Source organism: Pseudomonas sp. FG6 (assembly GCF_057809015.1).
The window spans coordinates 1-24,891 of sequence record NZ_JBMDJD010000051.1; the positions used below are offsets into that span (position 1 = coordinate 1).

22 protein-coding genes and 1 tRNA gene are annotated in these 24,891 nt (G+C 60.6%); 8 read left to right on the forward strand and 15 right to left on the reverse strand.

What is annotated here, in order from left to right:
* Positions 1-252 precede the first annotated feature (252 nt).
* Positions 253-978, forward strand: coding sequence for a 4'-phosphopantetheinyl transferase family protein (locus ACODSJ_RS22950; RefSeq protein WP_489103921.1), 726 nt, complete (start codon positions 253-255; stop codon positions 976-978).
* A 129-nt stretch (positions 979-1,107) separates the two neighbouring features.
* On the opposite strand, the gene ACODSJ_RS22955 is transcribed toward ACODSJ_RS22950, so the two are convergent.
* Both ACODSJ_RS22955 and ACODSJ_RS22960 read right to left on the reverse strand, forming a co-directional pair.
* Complete coding sequence (locus tag ACODSJ_RS22955; RefSeq protein ID WP_489103922.1) at positions 1,108-2,718, reverse strand: ATP-binding protein; 1,611 nt, start codon at positions 2,716-2,718, stop codon at positions 1,108-1,110.
* A complete protein-coding gene (locus ACODSJ_RS22960; protein WP_489103923.1) occupies positions 2,715-3,437 on the reverse strand; it encodes a response regulator in 723 nt (240 codons plus the stop codon). Before ACODSJ_RS22960 ends, ACODSJ_RS22955 begins: the two co-directional genes overlap by 4 nt.
* An 821-nt stretch (positions 3,438-4,258) precedes the next feature.
* Here ACODSJ_RS22960 and ACODSJ_RS22965 point away from each other — a divergent pair.
* Positions 4,259-7,150, forward strand: a complete 2,892-nt coding sequence (locus ACODSJ_RS22965) for a ribonucleoside-diphosphate reductase subunit alpha (RefSeq protein WP_489103924.1) — start codon at positions 4,259-4,261, stop codon at positions 7,148-7,150.
* Positions 7,151-7,419: 269 nt separating this feature from the next.
* Here the strand turns inward: ACODSJ_RS22965 and flgE are convergent, their stop codons facing one another.
* The 6 genes from flgE to ACODSJ_RS22995 form a co-directional block, all read right to left on the reverse strand.
* Complete coding sequence (gene flgE, locus ACODSJ_RS22970; protein WP_489103925.1) at positions 7,420-8,724, reverse strand: flagellar hook protein FlgE; 1,305 nt, start codon at positions 8,722-8,724, stop codon at positions 7,420-7,422.
* A 30-nt stretch (positions 8,725-8,754) separates the two neighbouring features.
* Positions 8,755-9,477 carry a flagellar hook assembly protein FlgD gene (gene flgD / locus ACODSJ_RS22975; RefSeq protein ID WP_489103926.1) on the reverse strand — a complete coding sequence of 241 codons (723 nt, stop codon included), beginning with the start codon at positions 9,475-9,477 and terminating at the stop codon, positions 8,755-8,757.
* Between the two features lie 15 nt (positions 9,478-9,492).
* The gene (gene flgC / locus ACODSJ_RS22980) at positions 9,493-9,936 is read right to left on the reverse strand and encodes a flagellar basal body rod protein FlgC (protein ID WP_489103927.1); all 444 of its coding nucleotides are present in this window, start codon (positions 9,934-9,936) and stop codon (positions 9,493-9,495) included.
* Positions 9,937-9,939: 3 nt separating this feature from the next.
* A complete protein-coding gene (gene flgB, locus ACODSJ_RS22985; protein WP_489103928.1) occupies positions 9,940-10,347 on the reverse strand; it encodes a flagellar basal body rod protein FlgB in 408 nt (135 codons plus the stop codon).
* 294 nt (positions 10,348-10,641) lie between these two features.
* On the reverse strand, positions 10,642-11,469 hold the full coding sequence (gene cheR / locus ACODSJ_RS22990; RefSeq protein WP_489103929.1) for a protein-glutamate O-methyltransferase CheR: 828 nt from the start codon (positions 11,467-11,469) through the stop codon (positions 10,642-10,644).
* Positions 11,470-11,522: 53 nt separating this feature from the next.
* Complete coding sequence (locus ACODSJ_RS22995; protein ID WP_489103930.1) at positions 11,523-12,449, reverse strand: chemotaxis protein CheV; 927 nt, start codon at positions 12,447-12,449, stop codon at positions 11,523-11,525.
* 222 nt (positions 12,450-12,671) lie between these two features.
* Between ACODSJ_RS22995 and flgA the strand changes: the two genes are divergently transcribed.
* From flgA to ACODSJ_RS23015, 4 genes are all read left to right on the forward strand, one after another.
* Positions 12,672-13,436: a flagellar basal body P-ring formation chaperone FlgA gene (gene flgA / locus ACODSJ_RS23000; RefSeq protein WP_489103931.1), complete on the forward strand. Its 765-nt coding sequence runs from the start codon at positions 12,672-12,674 to the stop codon at positions 13,434-13,436.
* A gap of 171 nt (positions 13,437-13,607) precedes the next feature.
* Complete coding sequence (gene flgM / locus ACODSJ_RS23005; RefSeq protein WP_489103932.1) at positions 13,608-13,925, forward strand: flagellar biosynthesis anti-sigma factor FlgM; 318 nt, start codon at positions 13,608-13,610, stop codon at positions 13,923-13,925.
* A 48-nt stretch (positions 13,926-13,973) separates the two neighbouring features.
* Positions 13,974-14,441, forward strand: a complete 468-nt coding sequence (locus tag ACODSJ_RS23010) for a flagella synthesis protein FlgN (RefSeq protein ID WP_489103933.1) — start codon at positions 13,974-13,976, stop codon at positions 14,439-14,441.
* Positions 14,442-14,532: 91 nt separating this feature from the next.
* On the forward strand, positions 14,533-15,279 hold the full coding sequence (locus ACODSJ_RS23015; protein WP_489103934.1) for a flagellar brake protein: 747 nt from the start codon (positions 14,533-14,535) through the stop codon (positions 15,277-15,279).
* Between the two features lie 56 nt (positions 15,280-15,335).
* Here ACODSJ_RS23015 and ACODSJ_RS23020 read toward each other — a convergent pair whose 3' ends face one another.
* The 6 genes from ACODSJ_RS23020 to ACODSJ_RS23045 all read right to left on the reverse strand — a co-directional run bounded on the left by ACODSJ_RS23020 (position 15,336) and on the right by ACODSJ_RS23045 (position 21,577).
* A complete protein-coding gene (locus tag ACODSJ_RS23020; protein WP_489103935.1) occupies positions 15,336-16,682 on the reverse strand; it encodes an MFS transporter in 1,347 nt (448 codons plus the stop codon).
* 69 nt (positions 16,683-16,751) lie between these two features.
* Entirely contained in the window at positions 16,752-17,993 is a 1,242-nt protein-coding gene (locus ACODSJ_RS23025) for a glutamine synthetase family protein (RefSeq protein WP_489103941.1), read from the reverse strand.
* Positions 17,994-18,260: 267 nt separating this feature from the next.
* Positions 18,261-18,953 carry a sensor histidine kinase gene (locus ACODSJ_RS23030; RefSeq protein ID WP_489103936.1) on the reverse strand — a complete coding sequence of 231 codons (693 nt, stop codon included), beginning with the start codon at positions 18,951-18,953 and terminating at the stop codon, positions 18,261-18,263.
* Positions 18,946-20,553: a response regulator gene (locus ACODSJ_RS23035; RefSeq protein WP_489103937.1), complete on the reverse strand. Its 1,608-nt coding sequence runs from the start codon at positions 20,551-20,553 to the stop codon at positions 18,946-18,948. The genes ACODSJ_RS23030 and ACODSJ_RS23035 overlap by 8 nt, the downstream gene beginning before the upstream one ends.
* Before the next feature lie 81 nt (positions 20,554-20,634).
* Complete coding sequence (locus ACODSJ_RS23040; protein WP_489103938.1) at positions 20,635-21,336, reverse strand: cyclase family protein; 702 nt, start codon at positions 21,334-21,336, stop codon at positions 20,635-20,637.
* A gap of 164 nt (positions 21,337-21,500) precedes the next feature.
* Positions 21,501-21,577 (reverse strand) — tRNA-Arg (locus ACODSJ_RS23045).
* 526 nt (positions 21,578-22,103) lie between these two features.
* On the opposite strand from ACODSJ_RS23045, the gene ACODSJ_RS23050 reads away from it, so the two are divergent.
* Positions 22,104-22,430, forward strand: a complete 327-nt coding sequence (locus ACODSJ_RS23050) for an Arc family DNA-binding protein (protein ID WP_003178899.1) — start codon at positions 22,104-22,106, stop codon at positions 22,428-22,430.
* 121 nt (positions 22,431-22,551) lie between these two features.
* On the opposite strand, the gene mgtE is transcribed toward ACODSJ_RS23050, so the two are convergent.
* The gene (gene mgtE / locus ACODSJ_RS23055; protein ID WP_489103939.1) at positions 22,552-23,994 is read right to left on the reverse strand and encodes a magnesium transporter; all 1,443 of its coding nucleotides are present in this window, start codon (positions 23,992-23,994) and stop codon (positions 22,552-22,554) included.
* Between the two features lie 320 nt (positions 23,995-24,314).
* Between mgtE and ACODSJ_RS23060 the strand changes: the two genes are divergently transcribed.
* Positions 24,315-24,797: a cell envelope protein SmpA gene (locus tag ACODSJ_RS23060; protein WP_489103940.1), complete on the forward strand. Its 483-nt coding sequence runs from the start codon at positions 24,315-24,317 to the stop codon at positions 24,795-24,797.
* The last annotated feature ends 94 nt before the right edge of the window (positions 24,798-24,891 follow it).

Consider the following 24,891-nt stretch of genomic DNA (forward strand, 5'->3'; position numbering starts at 1 on the left):
CCGCTGGGCTGCGAAGCAGCCCCAACGGCCGTGACGCGTTCAATCTGACACACCGAGCTCTCAGATTTAGGGCTGCTTCGCAGCCCAGCGGGGATAAATCCCCTCGCCACAACGGTGTTCACAGGCTTACCCGCCGTCAAGTCCAGCGGGAGCAAGCTCCCTCGCCACAAAAGCTTGCTCGCCTCAATGGCCTGTCCCTGCGCGATACACACCCACTACCCAGCCCCTTGGCAACCCGGCAAAATGCCCGGCATGAACACACTCCCCTCCCTGCCCGCCTGTTGCTCGCCTCTGGATGAACACTGGCTGTTACCCGATGCGCTGCCCGACACCGTGCTGCTGAGCACTCGTTTCGATCCGTTGCGGCTGACCGGTGAAGATTTCCGCAACAGCGCCATCGAGCCGCCCGCAAGCATCGAGCGTTCGGTGGCCAAGCGCCAGGCCGAGTTCCTGGCTGGGCGGATCTGCGCCCGGGCGGCGTTGCAGCGGCTGGATGGCTTGGCCTGCGTGCCAGCCATTGGCGAAGACCGCGCCCCAGTGTGGCCGGCTCATGTCAGCGGCTCGATCACCCACGGCGCTGGCCGGGCCGCGGCCATCGTCGCCAGAAAAGATCACTGGCAGGGGCTGGGCATGGACGTGGAAAACCTGCTCGCCCCCGAACGGGCCGAACGCCTGGCCGGTGAAATCCTCACACCGCCCGAGCTGCTGCGCATGGCCAGCGCCGCGCCAGATGACCGGGCGCTGCTGGTGACCCTGACCTTTTCGGTGAAGGAAAGCCTGTTCAAGGCGTTGTACCCGATTGTCGGGCAGCGCTTTTACTTCGAACACGCCGAGCTGCTGGAATGGTCCCATGACGGGGACGTGCGGCTGCGTTTGCTGACCGATTTGTCGGCCGAGTGGTGCCATGGCCGTGAGCTACAAGCGCAGTTTGGGGTGAAGGATGGGCAGTTGTTGAGTCTGGTAGGGATCAGGGCCTGAGCGTTGTAGTGCCTGGAAGGGCCTCATCGCGGGCAAGCCTTGCTCCCACAGGATCACATTTAGAAGTGGGCGTCTGCATTGTGGGAGCAAGGCTTGCCCGCGATGGCGCCATCTCCTTCACCTCCAGTCTCAAGACCTGTCCTGATGCCTCGGCCAGCTCAAGCTGAAACACGCCCCGCCCAGGCTTTTGCTCTTGCCGATCAACGCCCGCCCGTCATGCCAATGGATGATCCGGCGCACGATCGACAGCCCCAACCCATGACCGCCCGACGCTCGGGCGCGGCTGTCGTCCAGGCGCAGGAAGGGCTTGAAGACGCGCTCCCACGCGGCCTCCGGCACTCCGGATCCGTCGTCCTCCACATCCACCCGACAGCGCAATTGGCCGACCTGGTAGCTGACCGTCACCTGCGACCTGGCATGGCGCATGGCGTTGCTCACCAGGTTCTGCAGGGCGCGATGCAGGAACCGCGGCTCAGCCTCGACCCATGCGCCGTCGCAGTCGGCCGCCGACAGGCAGAGCCCCCGCTCGACCGTCACCCCGGCCCGTAACGGTCCCAGTTCCTCGATCACCTGGTTGACCAGCACATCCAGGTCCACCCGCTGGAAATTCAAGGCCGGCGAACCTTGCTCCAACCGTGCATAGGTCAGCATCTCGTCCACCAAGCGGTCCAGGTCCTCGATGTCGTGGTCCATGCCCGCCAGGTATTTTTCCCGGGCCTGGTCAGTGCCGGCGCTGCCGAGCATTTCCAGGCCGAAGCGCAGGCGCGCCACCGGGGTACGCAATTCGTGGGACACCGCCCGCACCAACTCTCGCTGGATCGCCAACAGTTGTTGCAAGTGTTCGGCCATGCCGTTGAACGCGGCGGCCAGGCGCCCGACCGAGTCGGCGCCGCGGGCCGGTACGCGGGTTTCCAGGCTGCCTTGGGCGATCTGGGTGGCAGCAGCCTCCAGGCCCCGCAGGCGCCGCTCCAACTGGCGCACCAACAGGTAGACGATCAAGCCGATGAGGCTCAAGCCCAGCGCCGCGATCAGCACCAGCCACTCCGGCGGATACGGGTTCATCTGGTACAGCGGGCCGATCTCCAGCACCCACGGCGTGCCGACCATGCCGGCAAACACCCGGATCGAGTCGCCGTCCTTGCCCAATGCCATCACCGTATCGCCCTCGGACACGCGTCGGCGCTGGTCTTCGTCCATGTCCACTTGCGCGACGCTCGTCAGGCGCAAGTCGAAACCAAAGCCTTTTTCCAGCTTGAGCTGCGCCAGCCGCTCAGGCTGCTCGTCGACCGGGTAACGCACCAGCTCGTCGGCCAGCAGGTAAATGGTGGCCCGGGCCAACTGTTCGCTGATCTGCTGGACCTCGCCCATCAACATCAATTGCTCGCCATCGCTGACCAGCCGATAGACCTTCGCCGCATGGGGCCCGGTCTGCTCGACCAGCGCCTGGCCGCGCAGTACGCGGGTACGCTGGCCGAGGTCGAGGTGGGTCTGGGCGAAGGTCTGCAACGTCAAGGGAATGCCCAGCAGGCGCTCCCACACCAACAGCGCCCGGTGCCGCTCGGTCTCGTTCATCGGCCGCAGGTTGTCGGCCATCAACGAAAACGTGCCATGGGCCAGTCGTTCGCGGTACTGCTCGCTGCGCGTCTGGTTGAGCAGGTGCAAGGCCAGTACGCCAAGAACCGCCACCAGCACCAGCGCCGCGCACATGCCGCCATAGATACGCAGGAAGATCGAATTCACGGCACCAGGTCTACGCAGGCTTCGGGAACGAACAGGTAGCCTTTGCTGCGGATGGTCTTGATCAGCCGTGGATGCTCCGGGTCGTCGCCGATCTTGGGACGGATGCGCGAGATGCGTACATCGATGGAGCGGTCCTGGCCGTCATATCCGATGCCGCGCAGCGCGGTGAAGATCTCTTCCCGGGACAGGATGCGCCCGGCGTTGGACACCAGCAGCCAGAGCAGATCAAATTCGGCGCTGGTCAACTCGATGCCATTGCCCTGCAACCAGGCTTCGCGCAAGGCATCGTCGACCAGCAACGGGCCGAATTGCAGGCGCCGCGGCCTTTGCGGCAGCGACGGCTCCAGTTCGCTGCGCCGCAGCAAGGCCTGGATGCGCGCCAACAGCAGGCGCGGACGCACCGGTTTGCAGACGTAGTCATCGGCCCCCAGGTCCAGGCCCTGGATCTGGTCGGTGTCGTCGGTGCGCGCGGTCAGCATCAGGATCGGCCCGTCATAATCCTCGCGCACCTTGCGGCAAATGCTCAGGCCGTCTTCGCCGGGCAACATCAGATCGAGAATCACCAGGTCCGGCTGCTCGGCAATGATCCGCGCCGCCGCCACGGCCCCATCACCTTCAATGGCGACACGCAAGCCGTTGCTTTCGAGGTATTCACGGGTCAGTTCGGCCAGACGCTGGTCATCCTCGACGATCAATACCTGCCAGGCTTCTTGTTCCACTGGGGCCTCGTCTTGCGGTGAATATAAAAGGAAGGATCAGCACAAACCTAAGGCAGGATCAGGACAAGACCCTGTGGCGAGGGAGCTTGCTCCCTCGCCACAAAGGTACCCACTTCAGGCATTCAAACACGGCCGCTCCCGTCTTTTTGTCATGTTCAAGGAGGATAAACACCCCCATACACACGCCGATTGTATAAACGTGGCCCGCACAGAAAACAAGCGGACAAATGCGTTCGGTCGGGAGGAGATTTATGTGGTAACGTCCGCGCCCGCGAAAATCGACGGGCTGTTCTCGGCTCGTCGAAAAAGCCGAAAAAGGGCGCGATTCAGCAAGGTCGCGGCCTACAGCGCAGTTCCCTATTTCGCACACAAATTACGCACAGGCTTATCCACAGGTAGTACGTTGCATTCATCCCCCAAAACGCATTATCTTGTAGCCCGTCGCGTAAAAAACCCTACATGTAGGGTTTTCGACCAAAAACCAAACACAACTCGGACAGAGAATTCAAGCGCTTTCCTCGCTTCTGTCGAGCTAAAACACCGCATTTCCCCAAGCCCAGACCGCCCTTGCGGATGGCGACCGTTTTGCAGCTCGAAAGAGACCAGAACGGTACGGGTGTTGCAGTCCATTGCTGGCACCCTGCAATCCGGTTTCAAGCCCTGGCTCGAAGCCCAGAACTTCGGATGGAAGCAGCGTCGATCGCCTGCTTCCGACTGTCCCGAAGTTGTTATGCCCGGCGTCAGTCGGTTGTAGTGCTTCAGGACGGAACGGTGGGCACCGTGATGGTGCCCAAACAAACATAGAGAACGTGGAGACACCCATGCACACCGACACAACTCGCGAGAACCCGCAGGGCACCGTGCCGCTGGCCGCTGATTCGAACTCGGATCTGTCCGCCACCGCCCCGGGCCAACTGCGCGTGATCAAGCGTAACGGCACTGTCGTTCCTTACACCGATGACAAGATCACCGTCGCCATCACCAAAGCGTTCCTCGCAGTTGAAGGCGGCACCGCAGCCGCTTCGTCGCGAATCCACGACACCGTGGCTCGCCTGACCGAACAGGTCACCGCGACCTTCAAGCGCCGCATGCCTTCGGGCGGCACCATCCACATCGAAGAAATCCAGGACCAGGTCGAACTGGCCCTGATGCGTGCCGGCGAGCAGAAAGTAGCCCGCGACTACGTCATCTACCGTGACTCGCGTGCCAAGGAGCGCGCCACCCGCGCGCCTGCCGACGCACCGGTCCAGGCCCACCCTTCGATCCGCATCGCCCGCGCCGACGGCAGCCTGGCGCCGCTGGACATGGGTCGCCTGAGCACCATCGTCACCGAAGCCTGCGAAGGCCTGGAAGAAGTCGATGGCGAGCTGATCCAGCGCGAAACCCTGAAGAACCTCTATGACGGCGTCGCCCTCAAGGACGTCAACACCGCCCTGGTAATGACCGCCCGCACCCTGGTGGAACGCGAGCCGAACTACTCCTTCGTGACCGCTCGCCTGCTGATGGACACCCTGCGTGCCGAAGCCCTGGGCTTTTTGGAAGTCGCCGAGAGCGCGACCCACCACGAAATGGTCGACCTGTACGCCAAGGCGCTGCCGGCCTACGTCGCCAAGGGTATCGAATTCGAATTGCTGAACCCGGTCCTCGCCTCTTTCGACCTGGAAAAACTCGGCAAGGCGATCAACCACGAGCGTGACCAGCAGTTCACCTACCTGGGCCTGCAAACCCTGTACGACCGTTACTTCATCCACAAGGATGGCGTGCGTTTCGAACTGCCGCAGATCTTCTTCATGCGCGTGGCCATGGGCCTGGCGATCGAAGAGAAGAACAAGGAAGAGCGCGCCATCGAGTTCTACAACCTGTTGTCGTCCTTCGACTACATGGCCTCGACTCCGACCCTGTTCAACGCCGGCACCCTGCGTCCACAGCTGTCGAGCTGCTACCTGACCACCGTGCCGGACGACCTGTCGGGCATCTACGGCGCGATCCACGACAACGCCATGCTGTCGAAATTCGCCGGTGGCCTGGGCAACGACTGGACCCCGGTTCGCGCATTGGGCTCGTACATCAAGGGCACCAACGGCAAATCCCAGGGCGTCGTGCCGTTCCTCAAAGTGGTCAACGACACCGCCGTGGCGGTCAACCAGGGCGGCAAGCGCAAGGGCGCGGTCTGTGCCTACCTGGAAACCTGGCACATGGACATCGAAGAGTTCATCGAGCTGCGCAAGAACACCGGTGATGACCGTCGTCGTACCCACGACATGAACACCGCCAACTGGATCCCCGACCTGTTCATGAAGCGCGTCTTCGACGACGGCAAGTGGACCCTGTTCTCGCCGTCCGAAGTGCCGGACCTGCACGACCTGACCGGCAAGGCCTTCGAAGAGCGCTACGAGTACTACGAAGCCCTGACCGAGTACAACAAGATCAAGCTGTTCAAAGTCGTCCAGGCCAAAGACCTGTGGCGCAAGATGCTGTCGATGCTGTTCGAGACCGGCCACCCATGGCTGACCTTCAAGGACCCGTGCAACCTGCGCAGCCCGCAGCAGCACGTGGGCGTGGTCCACAGCTCGAACCTGTGCACCGAAATCACCTTGAACACCAACAAGGACGAGATCGCGGTCTGCAACCTGGGCTCGGTCAACCTGCCGAACCACATCGTCAACGGCAAGCTGGACACCGCCAAGCTGCAACGCACCGTGAACACCGCCGTGCGCATGCTCGACAACGTGATCGACATCAACTACTACTCGGTGCCGCAAGCGAAGAACTCCAACTTCAAGCACCGTCCGGTCGGCCTGGGCATCATGGGCTTCCAGGACGCCTTGTACCTGCAGCACATCCCGTACGGCTCCGACGCTGCTGTAGAGTTCGCCGACAAGTCCATGGAAGCGGTCAGCTACTACGCGATCCAGGCTTCCTGCGACCTGGCCGACGAGCGCGGCTCGTACGAGACGTTCCAGGGTTCGCTGTGGTCCAAGGGCATCCTGCCGCTGGACTCGCAACAGATCCTGATCGCCCAGCGTGGCGAGAAGTACATCGACGTCGACCTGAACGAATCCCTGGACTGGGCACCGGTTCGCGCCCGTGTGCAGAAAGGCATCCGTAACTCCAACATCATGGCCATCGCACCGACCGCCACCATCGCCAACATCACCGGCGTGTCGCAGTCGATCGAACCGACCTACCAGAACCTGTATGTGAAATCGAACCTGTCGGGCGAATTCACCGTGATCAACCCGTACCTGGTCCGCGACCTCAAGGCCCGCGGCCTGTGGGACTCGGTCATGATCAACGACCTGAAGTACTACGACGGTTCGGTGCAGCAGATCGAGCGCATCCCGCAAGAACTGAAGGCGCTCTACGCCACCGCGTTCGAAGTGGACACCAAGTGGATCGTCGACGCCGCCAGCCGTCGCCAGAAGTGGATCGACCAGGCTCAGTCGCTGAACCTGTACATCGCCGGCGCTTCGGGCAAGAAGCTCGACGTGACCTACCGCATGGCCTGGTACCGTGGCCTGAAAACCACCTATTACCTCCGTGCCCTGGCCGCCACCAGCACCGAGAAGTCGACCATCAACACCGGCAAGCTGAACGCTGTTTCCAGCGGCGGCAACCACGGTGACGATTCGGTCCTGGCTGCTCCAGCAGGTCCGGCGCCAGTGCCAAAAGCCTGCGCGATCGACGAGCCGGATTGCGAAGCTTGCCAATAAGCTGAGCGGGTGAGCGCGTAAAGGCGCTTGCTGAAAAAGCCCCCGATAGACCGCTGGTTTATCGGGGGTTTTCTTTTGCCTGGAGAAAGGTGGCGCCTGAACTGGCCTCATCGCGAGCTCAGCTCCCACAGGGATCTGTGGCGGTCATAGGCCTTGTTTCCACCACCAATTTCTGTGGGAGCAAGGCTTGCCCGCGATGACGGGACATCCACAACAAAAAGCCCCTCTCGCGAGGGGCTTTTTGTGCAGCGCTCAAGCCACCATCGGCATCAGGTCATCTGAATGATGGTCTGCATGATGGTGCTCTGGGTGGAGATGGTCTTGGCGTTCGCCTGGTAGTTGCTCTGGGCCTTGATCAGTTCGACCAGTTCGTTGGTCAGGTTGACGTTGGACTCTTCCAGGGAGTTGGAGACGATCGAACCCAGGGTACCGGTTTGCGGAGCGTCGTAGCCTGGGATACCCGAAGCGAAGGTTTCCTTCCAGCTGGTGCCGCCTACTGGCTGCAGGCCTTGCTCGTTGGTGAAGCTGGCGAGCGCGAGCTGGCCGATCGGCTTGGTCTGGTTGTTGCTGAAGTTGGCCAGCAACACACCGCTGCCGTCGATGGTCAGGTTGGTGATCTGGCCAGTGGCGTAACCGTTCTGGGTCGGAATCGACCGGGCGGTGTCGGCGTTAAACTGGGTGGTGTTGGCCATGGACACCGTAATATTCGACGAACCGGCGCCGTTAGCGGCCCACACGCCATTGGTAACAGTGCCAGGTACCCAACCGGTCAGCACCAGATCACTGTTGATGGTCGCAGGCGGCGTGCTGACCTGGACCAACTTGCCGCTGGAGTTGAAGGTCATCGTCGAAGGTACTGCCAACGTGGCCGCAGCCGTCGGCGAGCTACCGTCCAGGTTTCGACCATCGATCAGCGTGTAGACATCCCAGGTGTTGGAACCGGTCTTGACCATGTACTGGTCCATGGAATGCTGGTTGCCCTGGGTATCGTAGACCGGCGTGGTGAACTGCTTGGTGAAAGTGGCAGTATCGGCCGGGTCGAACTTGTACGGCGCCGCCTGGCTGATAGCCGTCGCCGTGGAGTTCAGGTTGATCGTCGACGACACCAGGCTGGTGGCCTGCGGCGGCAGGTTGGAAGTGTCGATGCGCAGGTCGGTCAGGATGCCGTTGAGGATGTTGCCGTTGGCATCCACGCCATAGCCTTGCAGGCGCGACGTGCCATCCGTGTTGGTGATGAAACCGTCCTTGTCGGTCTTGAAGGTACCCGCACGGGTGTAGCTCAGGGAACCGTTGTTATCCAGGACAAAGAAGCCCTGGCCCTGGATACCCATGTCCAGCACGTTGCCGGTGTTGTTCACGTCACCCTGGCCGAACTGCTGGGAAACGTTGGCCAGGCGCACGCCGTTGCCGACGGTCTTGCTGCCCGAGCCCAGCTTGGTGGCCGAGTAGACGTCTTCGAATTCCGCGCGGGACGATTTGAAACCGGTGGTGGCCACGTTGGCGATGTTGTTGCCGGTCACGTCCAACTGCTTGTTGGCTGCGTAGAGACCGCTAAGGCCGATGTTGAAAGACATGTGTCACTCCTTTTGCCGGGTTAGTCGGCTCTACATACCAATAGTTTGTACTTTGGACAGGGCAATGCTGCCCAGCCCGGCGAGGTTGAGCATCAGTTCACCGCCCGTCTGGCTGATCGTCACGCTGCTGACCGTTGCCGGCAGGTTGGTGATCAGCGACGTGGCCTTGCCGTCGATGGTGGTCGAGGCCTGGAAGGTGTAGGTGCCCGCTTCGACCGTCGTGCCTGCGTCGTTCTTGCCATCCCAGATGAAGGCAGAGTTGCCGGCGCTCTGGCTGCCCATGTCGATGGTGCGAACGGTCTTGCCGTCCTTGTCCACGACCTTGAGCGCCAGGGCGGACACCGCCGTGGGCACCACCACCGTGCCATTGAGGCTCTTGGAAGTGTCGACCACCGCCTTGTTACCCGGGGCAATGACCGAACGCCCCACCAGCGACGAGGCTTGCAAGGCCTGGGACGAGTTGTAGTTGCCGGCGATTCCGCTCACCGTAGTGTTGAGCGTGGTGATGCCTTCCAGGCTGCTGAACTGTGCCAGTTGGGCCACGAACGCACCGTTGTCCTGGGGCTCCAGCGGGTTCTGGTTTTTCAGCTGGGTGACCAGCAGCTGCAGGAACGCATCCTTGCCGAGCTCTTTCTTGCCGGTCACCGCACCGGTCGCCGAGGCCAGGCCATCAGTGGTGGTGGGCGTCTTGACGGAGGAGTTGGCCAGGATCTCGTTGAGGCTCAAACCACCGGTTGTGTTGGTAACGCTCATGTGATTCGCCCCTTATCACTGACCGAGGGTCAGGACCTTCTGCATCATGGTTTTGGCGGTGTTCATCATTTCGGCGTTGGTCTGGAAGGAACGACTGGCGGAAATCATGTCGGCCATTTCTTCGACGACGTTGACGTTCGGGTAGTAGACGTAGCCCTTGGCATCGGCAGCCGGATGGTTCGGCTCATAACGTGCTTCGAGGTTGCTCTGGTCTTCGACCACGCCCAGCACCTGCACGCCCTGTCCGGCGGCGGCTTGCTCCTGGAACAGCGAATCGCTGCCGCCGGACTGGCCGCCCTGGAACATGGTGGCGAATACCGGGTGACGGGCGCGGTAGGTCTGGTCGATGCTCGACGAAACGGTCTCGGCGTTGGCGATGTTACTGGCGACGGTGTTCAGGCGAGTGGTCTGGGCACTCATGGCACTGCCGGCGATGTTGAATACGCTCGCGATCGACATGGATTACTCTCCGCGCAGGGCCGATACCAGCCCTTTGAATTTGCTGTTGAGCAGGGTGAAGCTGGCCTGGAAGTTCACGGAGTTTTCCGCGTAGTTGGACTGTTCCAGCTGAGCATCCACGGTGTTCTGGTCGATCGACGGCTGCATCGGCGTGCGATACATCAGCGATTCGTCGCCGTTACCCAGGCCTTCGGCTTCGATATGACGGCTATTGGTCATGTTCAGGGCGAAGGTGCCGTTCTGGGCTTTCTCGTTCTGCTCGGCGAGCACTTTGGAGAAATCCAGGTCCCGAGCCTTGTAGTTCGGGGTGTCGGCGTTGGCGATGTTGTTAGCCAGGACTTCGGCACGTTGGGCGCGGAAGCCCAGGGCCTTTTCATGGATACCGAGCGCTTTATCGAAGCTGATGCTCATGGCGCAAACCTTTTGGGTGACCAGAATGTACGTAGGCAGGCTTTAGCAAGCCTCGTGCCACTTTCAAAAACCCCATAAACCGGGGCCTTGCGGGCACCGGCAAGGCGGCAATGCCAGAAAAGCGGCAACGGTTTTCCGCCGGACGCCGCTTTTCTGCCGCTTCTTAAAGGCAATGACACTCCAATTGTGGGAGCGGGCTTGCTCCCACAGGGAATGGAGGTGATTGGGGGAAATCGGCAAGCATAAAAAAACGGGAGCCTTGGAGGACTCCCGTTTTTTGACCACTCAAGCCCATCACTTCGCCTGATAAATGATCCCAGGGCTGCACTGGACCATCTGGTAATGATCCGGCAAACCGTTCAACGCCTCGGAGGCGCCCAGGAACAGGTAGCCGCCCGGCTTCAGCGTGCTGTGGATGCGCATCAGGATGTCCTTCTTCACTTCGGCGGAGAAGTAGATCAGCACGTTGCGGCAGAACACGATGTCGAACTTGCCCAGGCTGGCGTAGCTGTCCAGCAAGTTGAAGGAACGGAACTCCACGCGATTCTTGATCGGCGCCTTGACCACCCATTTACCCGGCCCCTTGGGGTCGAAGTAGCGTTGCAGGCGATCCGGCGACAGACCACGGCCAATGGCCAGGCTGTCGTATTCGCCGGTCTTGCAGTTATTGAGCATGGTCCCGGACAGGTCGGTGGCGACGATCTGCACACCGCCTTTCAACTGGCCGATGTTGGTCCGCTCGAACTCATCGATGGACATCGACAGCGAATAGGGTTCCTGCCCCGACGAACAGGCTGCCGACCAGATCCGCAGGCGCTGGCCCGGGCTGGCCTTGATGGCCGCCGGCAGCACCTTGTTCTTCAACACCTCGAAGGGGTAGGTGTCGCGAAACCATAGGGTCTCGTTGGTGGTCATCGCGTCCACCACCATCTCGCGCAAGCCGCTGCGTGGCTGGCTCTGGATACGCTGTACCAGCTCGCCCAACGTCTTGAGGCCCTGTTGCTCCATCAACTTGTTGAGACGGCTCGACACCAGGTACTGCTTGTTCTCACCCAGCAAGATGCCACAGGCTTTTTCCAGGAAGACCCGGAACTGTTCGAAATCTAAATTACCCGTAGACAAGATACCGCCTCTTTCATTGTGTTGACTTGCCGGGCGCACCACGCGCCCGACCTTTATTCTGCTGCCTTGATCCGCTCGACAACCCGGGACGCCAGGTCATCGGGCCGGAACTTCGCCAAGAAGTCATCGGCACCGACCTTCTTGACCATCGCCTGGTTGAAGACCCCGGACAATGACGTATGCAAGATGATGTGCAGCTTCTGCATACGCGGGTCGCTGCGGATCTCCGACGTCAGCGTGTACCCGTCCATCTCCGGCATTTCGATGTCGGAGATCATCATCAGGAACTCCTCTTCCGGCCTCTTGCCCTCGTCGACCAGCTTGCGCAGGTAATCCAGGGCTTGCCGTCCGTCGTTCAGCGCCACCACGTCGACGCCGATCGTTTGCAGGCAACGGGTCACCTGCTTGCGCGCCACCGACGAGTCATCGACGGTCAGCACCCGCATAGACACCGCCTTGTGCTGCGTTTCGGCATCCACCACACCCACGGAAATCGTTTCCGGGGTCGGCGCCACTTCGGCGAGGATTTTCTCCACGTCGATGATTTCCACCAGTTGGTTGTCGACCCGCGTCACTGCCGTCAGGTAGTGGTCGCGACCGGTGCCCTTGGGTGGTGGATGAATCTCTTCCCAGTTCATGTTGACGATGCGCTCCACCGAGCGCACCAGGAAACCCTGGGTCTTGGTGTTGTACTCGGTGATGATCACAAACGGATTGCTCTGGTCCAGCAACCCACCGGAACCGGTGGCCATCGCCAGATCGAGAATCGGAATGGTCGCACCCCGGATATTCGCCACACCGCACACAACGGGGCTGGACTTGGGCATCAGGGTCAGCTTGGGGCATTGCAGCACCTCACGGACCTTGAACACGTTGATCCCATACATTTGCTGGCCGTCAAGACGGAACAGCAACAGCTCCAGGCGATTCTGACCGACCAACTGCGTGCGCTGGTTTACCGAATCCATTACTCCCGCCATGCCCTGACTCCTACCTAACGGCTCTGTACGAAAAGCCTTGAGACTCGTTCATGCTGCGTTGAAAACAGCCTCGGAATGCTCATGTACTCCAGTACACTGCGCTTCCTCGGCTGTTTTCGCCTTGCCTGACCTTCGTCTCAAGACTTTTCGTAACGAGCCTAACGCTAATGTGTCCGACGCGCATTCATCACTAAACGGCACGGGGCTTGCTATTGAACCGGCATGAACGCACAAACGACATTTTCTCGACGCCTGACCACTCACTGCCGCCACTGGCTCGGTGCGCTGCTGGCTGTCTGTCTGTTCACCTCGGGCGGCCCTGCCCTTGCCGCGGCTCCGGTTACCTTGCCTGATCTCCTTATCGGCGTCACTCAGGGCTTTCTTGAATTCACCGTAGAAGACTACCTGGCAACCAGTCAAACCGAAGGTCGCTACGAAATCGAAGTCAACCAGCTGGACCCCCGCCTGCGCATGCCGATGTGCGACAAGGAATTGACTGCTTCGCTGGAGAGCCCGGCCACGCCCCTGGGCCGCGTCACCGTCAAGGTTCGTTGCGACAGCGCCGCGCCGTGGACCGTGTTCGTACCGGCTCAAGTGCACCTGTTCCGGGAAATTGTCACCACCACCCGTCCGCTCAAGCGGGCCGGGATCGTCGAGCCTCAGGACGTGGTGCTGCGCGAGCGGGACGTCAGCCAGATCACCCAGGGCTTCCTGACTTCCGTCGACCAGGCCATCGGGCAAAAACTTGTCCGACCAATGGTCGCCGATCAGATCGTCACCCTGGTGCACCTGGAGCAGGCCGAAGTGGTCCGCAAGGGTGATCAGGTGGTCATCACCGCCCGCAGCGGCACCCTGGCCGTGCGCATGCCGGGCGAGGCCCTGTCCAATGGCGGCATGCGTGAACAGATACGAGTAAAAAACCTTAACTCACAACGGGTTATCAAGGCGCAGGTGATGGCCCCAGGCCAGGTGGAAGTGGCCATGTAGCGATCAGATGGAAAGGGTAGAAAGCTGGCGCTTGCCCTCGCTGTTCCCTAGACTGTGCCTTATGCAAAGGCTAGCGCAGACGTGCGCACGCTCATCGAATGATGGGCCTAAAGTTATTTTGGGAATGGCCGAAAACATGGCAAGCGTCCAAATACCCAGAGGTTTTTTACCATGGTCATCGATTTCAATCGTTTAAACAGCTCTTCACCGCTGACAGGCACTACGCGTACCAGCGCCAGCAAGGAAACCGCCGAAACCGGCAAATCCGCGCCGCTGTCTACCCCGGCCGAACAGGTCAGCACCGGAGAGTCGGTACACCTCAGCAATGAGGCTCAGCAGTTGCAGAAGGTCACTGACAAGCTGCGCGATCAACCTGTCGTCGACAACGCCCGTGTGGCCGAGTTGAAAGCAGCTATCGCCGATGGCAGCTATAAAGTCGACAGCAACCGCGTAGCCAGCAAACTGCTCAACTTCGAAGCCCAGCGCTAGGCCGCCGCCGGCGCCAGGCTTTTGGACGCTTAAGACCCAAGGCCAGCCATGCACGACACGACTTTATTGCAACTGATCACCGACGACTTTGTTCCAGTGCAACAATTGCTGGAATTGCTGCAAGCCGAATCCCTGGCACTGCACGGTCGCGACATGCCCCTGCTGGAGAATATCCTGGCGCAGAAACAGGCATTGATCATCTTGCTCGACCAGCATGGCCGCAAGCGCAGCGAGATTCTCGCCAGCCTCAACCTGCCCGCCAATCACGACGGCCTCGAGCAATTGGCCAGCCAGTCGTCGATGGGGGATCAGCTGTTGTCCCAGAGCAAAGCGCTCAATGATCTGCTCGCCCAGTGCCAGGCCGCCAACGCGCGCAATGGCCAGTCGATCCAGGTCCAGCAGGCCGCCACGGCCAACCAATTGCGCATTCTCAACGGCGGGGAAATCCCTTCACTCTATGACGCCCGCGGCTCGACCGCCCGGATGGTCAAGCATCGCCCGCTCAGCCAGGCATGAAACGAACCATGCTTGCGCCCTATCAACGCGCGATACATGCTGGCAAAATGCCGGACATACGTAGTCGTTTTTTGCCTGGAGATTGACCCCCGTGTTCAATGCCTCAAACGCGGATGATACTCCGCAGCCCCCCAAGGTCCTCAGCACGCCCCTGGAAATCTCTGGCAACCTGCGGATGCTGCAAGATAGCCACGACCCGCTGATCATCACCTTTCACGAACGCAGCCAGCGCTTCCAGAGCTATCTGGTGGACGTCGATCGCGAAAACAACGCCCTCGCCCTGGACGAAATGATTCCCCGCGACGGCGAGCGTTTCCTGTTGGCGGGCGAGCCGTTCCGTGTCGAGGGTTTCCACGAGGGCGTGCGCATCGCCTGGGAAGGCAAAGGCCAACTGACCATCGATGAATCCAAGGACGGTCGCTGCTATCGCGGCGCCCTGCCCGACGAAGTGGTCTACCACCAGCGTCGCAACGCCTTCCGTGCTGCCCTGAAACTGGCGCAACTGGTGAACGTCGAGCTCGGTGGCGAGAAACTCAAGTCCCCGGTGGACGGCAAGCTGCTGGACATCTCTGCAACCGGTTGCAAACTGCGTTTCGATGGCGACATCACCGAGCGCCTGCAATTGGGCCAGGTGTACGAGCGCTTCATCGCCGCCCTGCCCTTTGGCAACATGACCGCGCCGGTCGAGCTGCGCTACCTGCACTTCGAAGAAAGGATCAACACCACGTTCGCCGGCGTGCGCTTCCACAACATCAGTGGCCTGGTACAGCGGCAGGTGGAGCGCTTCGTTTACCAGTTGCAACGCGAAGCCCGTCGCTTCGATAAAGACGACTTCTGACACCCCCATAAAAAACGGGCAGCCCTTGCGGGACTGCCCGTTTTTTTATGCCCGGTTCAAGGCTTTTCGTGGTCTGCGCCCTCAGCCTGCGCCACAGCTTCGGTTTCAGCCATGGATTCAGGGTCAGTCTCAGCGTCGAGCGGGGCCTGCATCTGTTCCTGCACCACCTGCTCATCCACCCGCGGATCGAGACACGCCACCAACGGTGAACTCGACATACTGTCCGGCATGGCCACGTGATGCAGCGGCGCATCGTCGACCTGATGCAGGTTCGTCACCGCTTTCGGCCGGATCCGCCACACCAGCACCAACGCAAAGAACGCCGAAAAGGCATACAGCATCTGGCTGCCAAACAGCTTCATCAGCACCCCGGCCACCAGCGGCCCGACACTGGCGCCGACACCGTAGGTCACCAGCAGCATGGCCGTCAGCGACACCCGCCGATCGCCCTCGACATGGTCGTTGGAAAACGCCACCGCCAAGGGGTACAGGCAGAACTGCATCAGCGAACAAAAGAAGCCGGCCACAAACAGCACTTCCAGCGGCGCTTCGCCCAGGATCGCCAAGGGCAGCGCGCACAGTGCCAGGAACAACGCAACGCAGCGGATCAGCAGCGCCCGGTCGTAACGGTCGGATAACCATCCCAGCGGCCACTGCACCAGCAGGCCGGCAAAAATGCAGCAGCCCATGAACAGACCCACCTGTTCGGTCGAAAGCCCCTGCTGGGAGGCATACAGTGGTGCCAGGCCATAGAACGAGCCGACGATCAGCCCAGAACCCAGCACCGTACTCAACGATTGCGGCACCCGCTGGATGAAGAAGCGCGGCTCCATCGGCGCCGGACGCAGTGGTGCGGGGTGAATCCGCCGGGTCAGCGCCACGGGCACCAGGCACAGGGCGAAACACAGCGCCACCAGCATCAGCAATTCCAGGCCCAGGGCCGGGTGCATGACCAGGATCAGTTGGCCCAGCACCAGCCCCAGGTACGAGGCGATCATGTAGCCACTGAACACCACTCCGCGCTGCTTGGCATCGGCCTGCTCATTGAGCCAGCTCTCGATGACCATGTACTGGCACATCATGCCCAGGCCGACAATCATCCGCAGTACGATCCAGGCCGGCAGCCAATCCACCAGGCCGTGACCCAGTACCGCCGCGCCGACGATCCCGGCGCAGGCCGAATAGGCACGGATATGCCCGACACGGGCAATCAGCCGATGGCCGATCTTGCCGCCCAGCACCAGGCCGAAATAGTTGGCGGCCATCAGCGCACCGACCCAGAGGCTGTCCACATGGTCGGCGGCCAGGCGCAAAGCCAGGTAGGTGCTCAACAGGCCCGAGCCGATGAGCATCATCAGCGAGGCGAAATACAGCGCTCGAAAGGGTTTCCAGATTTGGCGCATCGGCGTTCCGAGCGGCTCCTTGCAGTGAGGACGGGCTACCGATGACGATAGCCCGAGAACAACGGTTCGTTAGGCCTGAGCCGCTAGAACACGCCGCTCCCAGGGGGTTATTTCATCGAAGAAGCTCGTCAGCTCAAGGGTTTTCGAAGCGATGTAGCCCTCGATGAACTCCGTACCGAACAGCTCCTTCGCCAGATCACTACGCTTCAGACGTTCCAGCGCAGCGTGCAGGGTACATGGCAACGCGAGATTATCCGGCACTTCGAACTCGCCCTGGATCGCGGCGCTGGGCTCCAGGCAGTTCTCGATGCCGTGAAGGCCGGCGGCCAGGCTGGCGGCAATCGCCAGATAAGGGTTGGCGTCCGCGCCTGGCAAGCGATTTTCGACCCGGCGAGCTACCGGCGAACTGGCAGGGATACGCAACCCGGCCGAACGATTGTCATGGGACCAGCAGGCATTGTTCGGCGACGCGAACGGATGGCACAGGCGCTGGTAGGAGTTGACGTTCGGCGCAAACAGCGCCGTGAAGTCAGCCATGGCAACCTGTTGCCCGCCGATGAAATGCCGGAACGTTGCCGTCGGCTCGCCCGTCTCATCGCTGAATACATTGCGACCGCTGCCCAACTCGACGACGCTCTGGTGGATGTGCATCGAACTGCCCGCCGTGTGGGCCAGCGGCTTGGCCATGCAGACGACATTCAGGCCATGCTTGAGGGCCACTTCCTTGAGCAGGTGCTTGAACAGGAACGTCTGGTCGGCCAGCAGCAACGGATCGCCGTGCAGCAGATTGATCTCGAACTGGCTCACGCCCATTTCATGCATGAAGGTATCGCGCGGCAAGCCCAGCGCCGCCATGCATTCGTAGACTTCACTGAAGAACGGGCGCAGACCGTTGTTGGAACTGATGCTGAACGCCGACTGGCCGTCTTCGCGACGCCCGTCCAGGCCCAACGGCGGCTGGAACGGCTGGGTCGGGTCCGGGTTGGGGGCGAATACGAAGAACTCCAGCTCGGTCGCCACCACGGGCGCCAGCCCCCGGGCTGCATAGCGGGCGATCACGGCCTTGAGCTGGCCGCGCGTCGAAAGCCGGGAGCTTGCGCCGGACAGTTCATCGGCGTCGCAAATCGCCAGCGCGCGCGGTTGCGCACTCCAAGGCAAGCGATGGATTTGCCTCGAATCCGCCACCAGGGCCAGGTCGCCATCGTCACTGCCATAAAAGCGCGACGGCGGGTAGCCGCCCATGATGCATTGCAGCAGCACGCCCTTGGCCAACTGCAACCGTCGACCTTCGAGGAAACCCTCGGCGGTCATCACCTTGCCCCGCGGCACGCCATTCAAATCCGGCGTAACACATTCAATCTCATCAATGCCGGTCAGTCGCTGCGCGAGTGAACGCTGGCCATCGGTCGTCATGACGCAATCCTTGTTATGTGCGAGCCGCGAACGGCAACCCGTACAAAATAGGCTTCGGCTATTCGGAATATCAAGCATCCACGGGCAATAAACACTTAGGGTGGAGAATGTGTGACTCCCTGTGGAAGCGGGCTTGTGTTGAGGAGGAAAATTTGCCGGACAGGCTCAGGGCAGATAAAGCCTGAACACCCCTCCACCCAACACGCCGCCATTGGCAATCTCGGTACGCCCACAGACGCCACCGCGCTGATGCAGCCCGGCGATCCGTGCGGCGAAGTACAGGCCCAACCCGGTGCTGCCGCTGCTGTGGTTGATGCCCTGCACGTACTCGGCCTGACGCTCGATCATATCGGCAGGGTAGCCGTCGCCGTCGTCATTGATGGTCAGCACCAGTTGCCCGGCCTCGTCGCTCACCGTGATCAGCAGCGCCTGGCGTGCGTGACGGATGGCGTTGTTGATGCAGTTGTCGAGCACCGAAGCGACCAACTCGCGATCGAAAAAGCCCAGGGGGCTCAGCGGGTCGACTTCGTAAGTGGCCATGATCCCGCGACTGCGGAACACGTCCTGATGACCGGCCAGCTGCGCCTCGATGAAGTCATCCAACTCATGGTAGGCCGGGTGCAGCGGCAACTGGTTGACGCCGAGTTTGTACAGCCCCAGCAGCTGCACCAGCAGACCGTTGAGATGGGCGAACTCGAACTCGATGACGCCCTGCTCGGTAGTCTGGCGCTGCCCATCCGGCAACCGTTCAAGCCATTGCGCATGCGCCTGCATGAGCAAGGTCAGGGAGTTCTTCATGTCGTGCACGGTAGACGCGATCACCGTGGAAAAATCGAGAGCCTGTTCGCTGTCATTCATCGCCAAATGCCTTGCTTCGCAGTTTCTGATAACGCGCAAAACGCGCGTCGGTGTCGGGCATCATGCCCACCAGTTTCAGGCAGGCACGGCACTCCTGCAACAGCTCCGAATCCACGCTGGTGTCGGTGCCATGCAGCAGGGATTGCGCCATGTTCAGGGCAATACTGATGTTCTTCGGCTGCATCTTCAGGGCACGGCGGAACAGCTCCCGCGCCTCCGGCAGCGCGCCGGTCTTGTAGACGCGCACGCCTTCGCGGTTCACCTCGGCGGCCGCGTTGCCCTGATTCAGAATGTTCGGGTCATCGGTGAGCTTGGCAATGCCTTGCATCACCGTCGGATCATCACCGTAGATTTCCGCGCAGTTCTTGAGCATCGACTCGCCGGCACTGGTCTGGCCAAGCATTTGCAGTTGCTTGGCCACCAGCAGCGCGGCTTCGGCACTCATGAACTGCTCCATGCCATCGAGGCGCTGCAAGGCCTGTTCGGTGAGCTTTTCGGCCGTCTCGGCATCGTTGAGCAACAGGCTCGTGGCCTTCATCAGCCGCGCCCGGACCTGCAACCCGGGATCGCTGGGGTTGTCCTTCGCCACGGCGCTGAGGGTCGTGTTGATCTCCAGCCGCGTGCGGGTATCGAGGCCTTTTTCGCTGCCCTTGCTGATCAGCGCGTGGGCCAGGCCAAGGTTGCTTTCCGGGTCCTTGAAGCGCGACTGCGCGCCCTGCCCGACCGCCTGTCGATAAGCCCGGGACGCCGTGTCGTAGTCTTCGTTGGTCATCGCCAGCTTGCCCAGCAACGATTGACGGCGCACGGCCAATGGCGACAGGCGTACCGCTTCTTCCAGCACGCTCTGCGCCTGTTTCGTGTCGCCTTCTGCCACAAGCACATCAGCCATGCCGTCGTACAGCGCCGGCATCATCGGGAAAACTTTCAGGGCTTTTTCATAGACAGCCTTGGCCTGCGCGACCTGGCCGCGCTTGAACATCAACTTCCCCAACCCCGCATAGGCCCACGGCAACGGACGGTCGCCCAGGATGCTGTTGTACAGGCGCTCCAGCGCTTCGTTCTGATTCAGATCGCGCAACGCATCGGCCCGATAGCGCAGGCACAACGGCCCATAGCGCGGGTCTTGCTTGCACAGGGCGATGCAGGCATTGAGCACCTCCATCGGCTTGCCGCGATCGAGGGCTTGCAGGATCGGCTTGAGCAACGTCTTGCGCTGCTCCAGCCGCTCCAGCCGCTGGGCCAGGCCGGAGCGGTTGAACGGTTTGGTCAGGTACGCATCGGGCTCATGCTCCAGGGCGCTGAGCACCATCGCCTGGCTAGTCTCGGCGGTCACCATGAGGAAAACACTTTCATGGCTGATCAACTTCTCGACCATCAGGTCTTCCAGCACTTGCTGACCGTTCTTGCGGCCATCGCCCAGGTGATAGTCCTGCAAGATGAAGTCGTAGCGCTTCTGCGAGCACATGCGCAGCGCCGCTTCACCGGTATCGGCGGTGTCCACGTCCTTGACCCCCAGCTCACGCAACATGGAGCGGAGGGAACTGCGGAAATCCGAGAAATCATCGACGATCAGAAAGCTTTTTTGGTGGTACGCCAGCATCGAGGATGTCCAGGCAAGTAAAAGAAAACGGGGCTCATCAGGTTATCGGCCGCAGATGGCGTTCCGTTAAGTCGATCGCGACTAAGGAACAAACGCCATTACGGAAACAGGCGAACCCGATCCGTCTTTCAGGCGAAGCACGCCGATGACCAGCGTCGTACCCTTGGCAGGCAACTGATCGAGATGAGTCAGGCATTCCAGGACAATGCCATTTTTTGCCAGAATCTGGCCGTTCGTGGCATAGACCGAGTCCTGGCCAGGGTCGACGCCATGGGTATCGATCCCCACACCGGCTATCCGCCGCTCTTGCAGCAAAAACTGCGTGGTGGCCGCACCTACACCGGGAAAATGCGGCCCCTTCGCATCAGCATTGATAAAGCGCTCGGGATCGCCCCACAGCGCTTGCCAACCCGTATGGAACAGCACAACGCTGCCCTGGTCGATACGCCCGTGCACCCGCTCCCACTCTTCGATGTCGTGGACACCAATCACGTAATCGGCGTCATCCCCCGCCTGGGCTCGTACGTCAATCACGACAGCCCGCCGCACCAGGGACTCCGGCTCATAGGCATCAATCCCAATGGCGCTGGGATCAAAACTGTTAGGCGCATTCATATGGGTTGCACTGTGCTCACCCATGCTGAAGCGTCGCAGGTAGTAGCCGTCTTTTTCCTGCTCAGCCACGACATCGAACACCACCGGCGGATCGCCCGGCCAACGGGCAATGGCCGGGCTGATGACATGGCTCAGGTCGATGACTTTTCGGAACTCGATGCACTGCATTTCGTTGATGTCCTTGTTCCCTGCAAAACCTGAGGAAAGACGACTGGGCGGCTTTGTCAATTCGGTGCAACAGGAAGGCAGAGGGTTTGGCCTGGAGCCATAAGAAGAGAGGTTTACAAGAGGGAGCCGCGAAACCCGCGCATTGCCGCGCAGGCGTATTGAAATGGTGTCCCAGGGCAGGTTCGAACTGCCAACCTTCCCCTTAGGAGGGGGATGCTCTATCCAATTGAGCTACTGAGACACAAGTCGACCACCAGAAGATGGTACGAAAGGACGGCGTGCATGTTAACGGCCTACCCTGCGTTTGTCATGTCGGCCGTGGCTATTTAAGTGTAGGCAAAGGATGCAACCCAGGGCCCTGGCCGGTGGCGGCGCTAAAATTCTCGCTGCAGCTCATCTATCTTGGCAGTTTGATCTAGTAAATCGGCATTTTGCCACTATCCTATACAAGACAAGGACAGCACGTGACGTTGCGCCAGGGTGCTTTACCGCCCAACGGTATGGCACATCGACACGATGCGACGGTCACACCCTGCAGACCTGGTGTTTTTTTCAAACCAGTCCGCAGTTTTTGATGAAGGGTACTGGCATAACGCCTTTACCCGGATCAGAATTTGTCACAGAATTGGCGCCAATGATCTGGCAATTTTGAGGCATGATGCGGGCCTCTTAACAATTCAGGTTGAACATTTGGCTGCGGCGCTTGTCCTATCGACATCCTGCGGCCAATCCCGAGAACCGCTCCCCTGAACTAACCGGTTAAATATATGCGCCCATTGAAACAGGCAATCTATTCCAGCCGTACGGCTGACAAGTTCGTCGTACGTCTGCCAGACGGAATGCGTGAACGCATTGCCGAGGTGGCTCGCAATCATCACCGCAGCATGAACTCCGAAATCATTGCGCGCCTTGAGCAAAGCCTCATCCAGGAAGGTGCGCTAGGTGAAGAGCTCAGCATGCGCCTGGACAGCCCTGAGTTGTCCCTGCATGAGCGCGAGTTGCTTCAACGCTTCCGACAACTCTCTCATCGCCAGCAAAACGCCCTCGTTTCGCTGATTGCCCATGATGCCGAAATGGCCGCAGACGCGTCCTGATTCCATCAAAGATATTCAAGCCAGCCCCGCGCTGGCTTTTTTTTGCCTTGGATTCGGCCCGGGACATTTCGAACGCCCACAAAAAAGCCCACCGGATGGGTGGGCTTCGTTGAAGCGTGTTTCAAAGCAGGAAAACGGTCGCCAGCCCCAAAAAGATAAAGAACCCGCCGCTGTCGGTCATGGCCGTGATCATCACACTGGCCCCCATGGCCGGATCGCGCCCCATCCGAGCCAGGGTCATGGGGATCAATACCCCCATCAAGGCGGCCAGCAGCAAATTGAGTGTCATCGCCGCCGTCATGACCACCCCCAGTGACCAACTGCCATAGAGCAGGTACGCCACCGCGCCGATCACGCCACCCCAGATCACGCCATTGATCAGCGCCACCGCCAGTTCCTTGCGCATCAAGCGCGAAGTGTTGCCGGTGCTGACCTGGTCCAGCGCCATGGCGCGGACGATCATGGTGATGGTCTGGTTGCCGGAGTTACCCCCGATACCGGCCACGATAGGCATCAGGGCCGCGAGCGCCACCAGCTTCTCGATGGAGCCTTCGAACAAGCCGATGACCCGAGAGGCGACAAACGCGGTGATCAGGTTGATTGCCAGCCAGGCCCAGCGGTTGCGCAGGGATTTCCAGACCGAGGCAAAAATGTCTTCTTCCTCGCGCAGACCGGCCATGCTGAGGACTTCGCTTTCGCTCTCCTCACGAATCAGGTCGACCATTTCATCGATGGTCAGACGGCCGATCAGCTTGCCGTTCTTGTCGACTACCGGCGCGGAAATCAAGTCATAACGTTCGAATGCCTGGGCCGCATCGTAGGCGTCTTCATCCGGGTGAAAGCTCACCGGATCGCTGGCCATGACTTCGGCCACCTGCTTCTCCGGATCGTTGACGAGCAGGCGCTTGATCGGCAGCACGCCCTTGAGCACGCCGTCGTAGTCGACCACGAACAGTTTGTCAGTATGGCCGGGCAATTCCTTGAGACGGCGCAGGTAACGCAAGACCACTTCAAGACTGACATCCTCGCGGATCGTCACCATCTCGAAGTCCATCAGCGCACCGACCTGCTCCTCGTCGTAGGACAACGCCGAACGCACACGCTCGCGCTGCTGGCCGTCGAGGGCTTCCATCAGTTCGTGGACAACGTCCCGGGGCAGTTCGGGGGCAAGGTCGGCGAGTTCATCGGCGTCCATTTCCTTGGCCGCCGCCAGCAACTCGTGATCATCCATGTCGGCGATCAGGGTTTCCCGAACCGAGTCCGACACTTCGAGCAGGATGTCACCGTCGCGATCAGCCTTGACCAACTGCCAGACCGTCAGACGCTCTTCCAGTGGCAAGGCTTCAAGGATGTAGGCGACGTCGGCGGAGTGCAGGTCATCGAGCTTGCGTTGCAGCTCGACAAGGTTCTGCCGGTGGACCAGGTTCTCGACCCGGTCATGATGCGCACCTTCCTGGCGATGCGTCAGGTCTTCGACGACCCGCTGGCGCTGCAGCAGCTCAACGACTTGAGCGAGACGATCCTGAAGGCTTTCCTGCGTTTTCTTTACTTCTACTTCAGTCATAGGCGAACTCCACTCCCAGCAGTGGAGCACGCCGGAAGGTTCAATCAGTTAATTCATGATTGGCAAAACGAGATATTGAGTAACTACTGGGTAAGTCCATGGGAATTTTCCAAAGCCCCGACGGGGCTGACGGGCGCAATCATACACTGCTTAACACGCAAAGACGTTAAAAAATCTCGGCAAGAACAAGCGCTTGCGGCTCAAACCTGAACGTGAGCTGAACCTGCACCTTGCGATGACTCATCCGGAAAAGAAACCGCGCACGCCCTCTGAAATGCAGCGGCTACCCTTCTCTTTTTCATCGTCAAGGAAGACGCCAAATGCTGGCTCACCGCTACCTGTTTATGCTCGCCTGCCTGCCCTTGTGGGCCGTCGGGCAAACGGTGCATCGCTGCGAAAATATTGCAGGACACGTCACCTTCACGACGCTGAGTTGCGCCCCAGACGAGGATCTGTCGCTACAGCAGATCCATCCCTACCATCCCGGAACCTTCGCGCCACTGCTGCCTGAAGCCGCGCATCGGCAAACAGCCGGCAACAAAACCAGCCGCAAGGAAGCGGCCGTCATCGGACAATCAGAGGACCGTTGCGGGAACCTCATCAGCGCCGGGCAACGCCGCACAGCCATCATGGACCGACGAGTCATCGCCGGCATGAGCCAACAAGACGTAGAAAGCGCCCTGGGCAAGCCCGATTCGATCAAAGTCAGGAATTCGAGCACTCGGTACACCTACAAGACCAAAAAAGGTCGTAGCGCCGAGATCGTGTTCGATGAGAGAGGATGCGTGAAAGGCAAATCGTAGACAGCAAAAAGCCCGCGTTAAACGCGGGCTTCTTGGTGTATGGTGCACTCGACAGGATTCGAACCTGTGACCGCTCGGTTCGTAGCCGAGTACT